The sequence below is a fragment of the Sphingomonas sp. genome, assembly GCF_019242355.1.
In the GTDB taxonomy this organism is placed as follows: Bacteria; Pseudomonadota; Alphaproteobacteria; order Sphingomonadales; family Sphingomonadaceae; genus Sphingomicrobium.
Window position 1 is genome coordinate 1 of record NZ_JAFAVR010000112.1, and the last position, 6,243, is coordinate 6,243.

The 6,243-nt window shown below is 63.1% G+C and carries 9 protein-coding genes and 1 pseudogene; 8 read left to right on the forward strand and 2 right to left on the reverse strand.

Annotation, left to right across the window (positions count from 1 at the left end; translation table 11 throughout):
• From JOZ79_RS05165 to JOZ79_RS05180, 5 genes and pseudogenes are all read left to right on the forward strand, one after another.
• A partial coding sequence (locus tag JOZ79_RS05165) for a hypothetical protein (RefSeq protein ID WP_294071526.1) occupies positions 1-254 on the forward strand: 254 nt, incomplete at its 5' end.
• A gap of 4 nt (positions 255-258) precedes the next feature.
• Entirely contained in the window at positions 259-441 is a 183-nt protein-coding gene (locus JOZ79_RS05170) for a hypothetical protein (RefSeq protein WP_294071528.1), read from the forward strand.
• Between the two features lie 59 nt (positions 442-500).
• Positions 501-917, forward strand: a pseudogene (locus JOZ79_RS14120) (Ku protein); the annotation flags it as partial.
• Between the two features lie 19 nt (positions 918-936).
• Positions 937-1,554: a Ku protein gene (locus JOZ79_RS05175; protein WP_294071531.1), complete on the forward strand. Its 618-nt coding sequence runs from the start codon at positions 937-939 to the stop codon at positions 1,552-1,554.
• A gap of 2 nt (positions 1,555-1,556) precedes the next feature.
• Complete coding sequence (locus JOZ79_RS05180; protein WP_294071534.1) at positions 1,557-2,003, forward strand: hypothetical protein; 447 nt, start codon at positions 1,557-1,559, stop codon at positions 2,001-2,003.
• Between the two features lie 14 nt (positions 2,004-2,017).
• Here the strand turns inward: JOZ79_RS05180 and JOZ79_RS05185 are convergent, their stop codons facing one another.
• Complete coding sequence (locus tag JOZ79_RS05185; protein WP_294071537.1) at positions 2,018-2,257, reverse strand: hypothetical protein; 240 nt, start codon at positions 2,255-2,257, stop codon at positions 2,018-2,020.
• 154 nt (positions 2,258-2,411) lie between these two features.
• On the opposite strand from JOZ79_RS05185, the gene JOZ79_RS05190 reads away from it, so the two are divergent.
• The 3 genes from JOZ79_RS05190 to JOZ79_RS05200 are packed head-to-tail and all read left to right on the forward strand — an operon-like array spanning position 2,412 to position 3,669.
• On the forward strand, positions 2,412-2,621 hold the full coding sequence (locus JOZ79_RS05190; RefSeq protein ID WP_294071540.1) for a hypothetical protein: 210 nt from the start codon (positions 2,412-2,414) through the stop codon (positions 2,619-2,621).
• 50 nt (positions 2,622-2,671) lie between these two features.
• Positions 2,672-3,376 carry a ParA family protein gene (locus tag JOZ79_RS05195; protein ID WP_294071543.1) on the forward strand — a complete coding sequence of 235 codons (705 nt, stop codon included), beginning with the start codon at positions 2,672-2,674 and terminating at the stop codon, positions 3,374-3,376.
• On the forward strand, positions 3,373-3,669 hold the full coding sequence (locus JOZ79_RS05200; protein ID WP_294071546.1) for a hypothetical protein: 297 nt from the start codon (positions 3,373-3,375) through the stop codon (positions 3,667-3,669). Before JOZ79_RS05195 ends, JOZ79_RS05200 begins: the two co-directional genes overlap by 4 nt.
• Before the next feature lie 241 nt (positions 3,670-3,910).
• Here the strand turns inward: JOZ79_RS05200 and JOZ79_RS05205 are convergent, their stop codons facing one another.
• The gene (locus JOZ79_RS05205; RefSeq protein ID WP_294071548.1) at positions 3,911-4,828 is read right to left on the reverse strand and encodes a replication initiation protein; all 918 of its coding nucleotides are present in this window, start codon (positions 4,826-4,828) and stop codon (positions 3,911-3,913) included.
• Positions 4,829-6,243: the final 1,415 nt, after the last annotated feature.

The window sequence follows — 6,243 nt, forward strand, 5'->3', positions numbered from 1 at the left end:
GCACCGCCAAGCGCGGTGAGATCGAGCACGCGATCGAGATCACCGATTTCATGGTGGCGCTCGACCTGGCGTGCCGCCGACGCGGCACGCACGAGGTGATCTACTTCGACAAAATCCTGCGCGAGCTCGCCCCGGTAGCGACGCGCGAAAACCCGCGACCGTACCATTGGCCGGTCTCGACCGATTGGCAGGGTAGGGAGGTCACGCTTCGGGTCCCCGCTCGTGCTCTCGCGCGTGCATTGGGTACGGCCTGAGCTCGTGGCCGAAGTGACCTTCCTCACCTGGACCGATGACGGACTGCTCCGCCATGTCGTCTATCAGGGAATGCGCGAGGATAAACCTGCGCGCGAGGTGACGCGGCCGCTTGCGACCGACGCCCCTCCCCCGCCGACCACGGCTCCGCCCTCCAGCCATCCGCGCGCGTCCCGCCGCAAGCGGTAGTCCGGATCGCTCCCGGCGCACCGACCGTTGACTCGTCGAAATCGAAGACGAGGCCGGCGATGCCGCGCGCTACATGGAAAGGCTTTCTCAGGCTGTCGCTGGTCACCTGCCCGGTTTATCTCACGCCGGCGGCGACCAAGTCGAAATCCATCCGCCTGAACCAGATCCGCGTCAGCCGTCCCGTGCCGGAGGAGGATGAGGAAGACGACTATGTGCCGCCAGTGCGCGGACGGCGTGACGCTGCGGCCGAACCGGTTCCCTTCCCTTCCCCGCCCTCGCGCCCGCGTGCTCCTGCGTTCAACGCTGGCCCGCCGCCCGGCCCGGCGACCCGTATCGCGCTGCAGCCGGTTGACCGCGAGACCGGCGAGCAGCTGGAGAAGAGCGAAGTCACGCGCGGCTACGAATACGACCGCGGCCAATTCGTGACGCTCACCCCACAGGAGCTTAAATCGCTCGACCTGGAGAGCTCGCATACGATCGACCTCCACGAGCTTCGTGCCGCGCGCGGACATCGACCCGGTGTATTTCAACGCGCCCTATTACCTCCACCCGGACGGCAAGGTGGCGGAGGAAGCTTTCGGCGTGATCGGCGCTGCGATGGCCGAGGCGGGCGTGGCCGGAATCGGTCGCGTGACGATGGCGCGGCGAGAGCGCCAGGTGCTTGTGGACCCCCGCAGCGGCGGCATGGTCCTCATCACGCTGCGCGCGGCGGAGGAAGTCCGCGCCGCCGGCTTCACCGGCGCGGCGGCCGAGCTCGACGACGATATGATCGCCGTCGCCCGCGCCATCATTGAGCGGCGCACCGCGCAATTCGATCCTTCGACCTTCCGCGACCGCTATCAGGAAGGCCTGCGCGCGCTAATCGACGCGAAGCTCCAGGGGAGAGCTATTACACCCGCTCCTGCTTCGTCACCCCCGCCCGTCGTTGACCTTATGGCGGCGCTCAAGCGCAGCCTAGCCGAGGAGCAAGACACGGCGAAGCCCGCTGCGAAACGTAAGGCGAAGCCCTCCGACCGCCGTCAGTCGAATTTGCTCCTTCCCGTCGCGGGCAAAGGCCGGGCGGCGAAGAAGGCCGAGACTGAGGAAGCGCCGCCGCGGCGGCGCAAGGCGTGACCATGCGAATTATTGAAAACGGCAACCTCCACACCTGCGAGGATCTTACCCCGGATCAGCGTCCCCAGGACCCGTCGCGGACCGGCAGGATGCTCCGTTTCACACCGCTTGAGCATGACGGCGACTACCCGGACACCATGCCCCAGGCGCTCCGCGTTGCCGATCGCGCAGGGCATGCGCTCACCTATGTGCCCAGCCAGGTGAGCAGCCTCACGCCCGAAGAGCGGCCACAGGACGACGAGCTCGACGGGCGTGACCTCGCCTTCACCCCCCTCGCCTGGGGCACGGAGCATGGCGACGACATGCCGGAGCAGATCGCCGTCTCCGACCGCGGAGGCCGATCCTGCGTCTACGAGCCTATCCGTGTGAACGGCCGCGCCGTCATCAGTAAAGGCTACCGATTACTGCGCCCGGGCGAACAGGTGCGCGGACTCATCGAAAGCGAGTAGCTGGAAGGTCGACCTCACCCGTGCTGCGCGATCTTCTGCTCCAGGTGACCGTGCTCGTTGTCATGCACGAGTGCGCTGAGCGATGGCTCATCGAGCATGTGCAGCACATCCGTCAACTTTGCCGTCTCCGGCTCGCCTGCCGCGAAATGCGCGCCGTAGATCCGCCGAAGCGTGCGCACGAGCGTATTGCCGTGCTTGCGGCTGATCTCGCCGTTCTTGTCGCGGTGTCGGTTATGAAGGCCGGGCTGCTGCATTTTTCCCATCCAGCGTTGGTAGTTCCCCCATCAACGTCCGGAAGAACGCGGGCATCCCCTTCCAATTTCGGGCGGTTCCGGAGGCCCCACTCTCACAAGTGCCCGCCTGCGTGCTTTCGTGCTAAGAAGAAAGCACGCATTATTGAGGTTAATAATGGCGACAAGTGAAACGGTCATCTACCGAAGCTCCAACGGTGATGTGTGGCCTCTGCTTGAGGAACCCGGTACCGAGCGACTGCAGGTGCGTCATCAGCCCAACCGAGCCGCGGGCGGTCAACCCTCGCTCACTGAGCTGCGCGATTTCCTCGATGAAGGCCACGGGCCACAGCAGGAAGCGTTGCTGTGCCTTCTCGCCTCCCGCTAGAGTGCTTTCGTGCTAGCACAAAAACCCTAAAATAGTCTTGTTGTGCTTTCGTGCTTTTTGGTTTATTGGAAAACAAGAATAACCGAAAACCAAAAGGCGATATGCACGTTATCGTTCTCGCAAGCCAAAAGGGTGGGGTCGGCAAGACAACGCTGGCGGCCCATCTCGCGATCGCCGCCGAAGCGGCCGGTGCCGGCCCGACAGTCTTGATCGATACCGATCCACAAGGCTCGCTCTCGGCTTGGTGGAATGTGCGCGAGGCTGATACGCCCGCACTTGCGCCGGTAAGCGTCGCCGAGCTTCCGGAGAAGCTCGCGGCGCTCGCAACAGCAGGCTATGAAATCGCCATTATCGACACGCCGCCTGCCATCACTGAAGCCATCCGCTCGGTCATGGGCAGCGCCGACCTGGTTGTCATTCCGACGCGTCCCAGCCCGCACGACCTGCGCGCCGTCGGCTCGACGGTCGAGCTCGTGCAGGACGCCGGCAAGCCCTTCATCTTCGCGCTGACCCAGGCCAAGCCAAACACCCGGCTGACGGTGACCGCGGTCGCCGCGCTTTCGGAGCACGGCACGGTCGCCCCGGCGGTCATGCACGATCGCGTCGACTACGCGGGCTCGATGATCGACGGCAGGACCGTCCAGGAGACGGACGGGAAGGGCAGAAGTGCCGAGGAGATGGCCGAGCTTTGGAAATTCGTGCAAGCACGAATGACCAAAAGCACGAAAGCACAAAAAATAGCGGTAAACGCATGAAGAGCGGCAACAGCAATAAGCCTGGACTGACTGCAGGCCTTGTCGCCATCAAAGGGACCGCCGCACCGGCGGCGGACATGCCGACGCGCGCCGCTGCACCTGCCGCCGACCGCGCGGCAGAGCCGACGGCAAAGCCCGCGGGCGAGGGCAGGGAAGAGCTGGTCCCGCTCAACTTCCGCCTGCCGGCGTCCTTCCGCCGCGAATTCAAAACCTACGCGGCGCGGCATGACATGAAGCTCAACGAGCTTCTGCGCCGATGCTTTGAGGCCTACCGCGCGGAGAATGACGATTGATGCGGAATGAGACGCCGCTCGCCCAGGCCGAGCGACACGTCCGCGAAGCGGAAGCGCGAATTTTACGCCAGCATGAACTCATTTCCCGACTGGCCCGCGAGGGTCATGACACGGCGGAGGCCGAAAAGCTCCTCCGGACCCTGCTACAGACGCTTGCTCCCATGCGTGACCATCTGGCGATGGAACAGCGTTCTGCGGAACAACCCGAATAAAGGTAAAAAGCACGAAAACGTGCTTTTTGCTATTCTGCCGCTCGCATCTTTGCGAGGGTTTCGGAAAGCTCCGCATGATCCTCCGGGGAGGGGAGGCGCGGGCCGGGTGCTTCGACCTTCTCTACCTGACCGCGCAGCCGCGCCATTCGGCCGACTTTCGGCCGGTTGCGCTCGCGGGCGGCGTCGCGGAACGCGTCGCCTTCCTTGGGCCACCAGTTGAGAACGACCTCATGCACCGGCGCGCGCGAATGCCGGCGCTTCGCCTGAAGGTTCACGCCCATATCGGAGAGGCCGTTGACCTGCAGCAGGGCAGGTTCGATGACCTTGCTCATCAGATTATCGAAGCGCCCGTATTTGCCGGGGGGAACCCCCAGCAATTCGCGGAACCGGTCGATGGCGAACGGCTCGACGCAGCGGTCGAGATTGGCGCGGAGCTGGATCAGCTCATGCAGCGCAATCGCGTATTTGCTCGTCATCGAGCAGACGACTTCGGCCTTGATGCGCCCCCAGCGCGCCGAGCTTTCCAGAATCGGCGCAAGCTTGCGCGCGATGCCGTATTTGAGCGTCGGGCGGCGCGTCAGGTTCTTCTTAGGCAGGTCGAAGAAATCGAACATGACGCTGGTCACGACGCGAGGCTCCGGCTCGTGGCCTTCGCCCATATCCGCCATATAGGTGACGTTGACCTTGACGTTCATCAGCCGCTCAAGGCTGGCGCGCAGCCGGTCGACGCCTTCGTGGTTCGTGATGGCTTGGCGGAGATCGACGAACGGGATCTCCCATTCGGCGGTCGGATCGAGCAGTCGGCCGCTGTCATGGGCATGCTGGTACAGCAGGTTCAAAATCGACCGGTCGCTTGCCTCCAGGGCATGCGTGCCGGTCATCTCGATCAGCTCGCCGGGCTTGGGAAAACCGCTGAGGTTTGTTTTTTGCGCAGCCGTGCGACTCATAGGATTTCACCGTAGCCTACCACTACCTTCAGTCAAGTAGGAATAGTGAACCGCGCTGCAGCCGCCCGTTTGGTAGGAGACATAGCCCGCAAAAACCCAGCCACAGCCACACTTATCGGAGTCACACCCGTTTTGTAGGAGACCTCCGTGTCCGCTGCAGCCATTTGGCGGGGTTGGGTGCAAGAGAATCCGGCAAATCGGCGCTGGGAGCCGTGCCCCGGCCGCAGCCACCCGTTTGGTAGGAGAAGTGGGTAGGCGCGCCCACGTTCTTTGGCAGCCACCCGTCTTGTAGGAAACCGGCACCCGTTTCGTAGGAGACGATCTGCCCGTTTTGTAGGAGACAGCCACCCCTTTGGTAGGCCTTTGCCGCCGAAACCGCTGAATTCGTTCATCGATTCAGCCCCTGAACTTAAGAAATTAGAGAATTTGAATTTTTCCGCTGGGGACAATTTACGCATGTGGATATTTCCGCTGGCCCCAACACACACCGGAAGGGCAGCACCGCCTCTTGGGGCTTCGCCCCCGCCGACTGGGCTCCGGCTACGCTTCGCCCCGACCCTGAGCGGTCTCCCACCCCGCCTACCCCATAACGGGCGCCCTAGTCGGGCGCTTCCGGCGCGCGCATTAAGCGCGCCGGTCAACTAGCACAGAGCGCGACAGCCTCAAGGTCGCCCCTAACGGGTCGCCGCCTCCGGCGGTGCTACGCAACCTTGACCCTGCCGCTTCCAATGCACCAATCCAAATTGTCGGGACGAAGGGCGTCCCACAAAAACTCCGCCCCGCCTCCGGCGGGTCGAACAAAGGGCTCGGTTAGAGAGCGCAAGGCGGTGCTTGCAAATCGAGCAACCGGACCATTCAATACTAGGGCGTGTCGAGCTCCGGAATTTCTCCTGGGCTCAACCCCCTGCGAAGCTCCATGAGCCGGTCCAAGGCCGCGTCTTCGGTGTATTCGCGGCTCCCTCGCCATGGAGGGCTGTCTCCCAAAACACAACAATGAATTGGCCATCTTTGGTAGTCAGCGACTGAAGGCCGATAAAGGCCGGTAGGCCATCGTTGCTGGGGCAGGGCGCCTCACTCCACCAGGCCGTATTCTTGAAGCGTTTCGGAGCCGGCCAACCCAGCCGCCGCAGCGCTTGTACGATGTGCTCTAGAAATCCAGTAGAGCTCTGGCCCGTCGAGCGATACATATATGAATTTCGACGTTGTTTGCCGGGAAACCGCTACCCGGCCGAACCTGCACGGCAGCGTGGTTTTCCGAGCGGAAATTGCCACTCGCATACGCGCCAAGCATTCAGGCAAATACACTTACGTGTTCGCCATAGGCCATTTCGCAGGATGGTTGACTTCGGCAATGAGCGTCCAAACGGCTTCTATACGGTTCTAAAACGAGGGGAAATCAGGAGCGATTTTCGCGT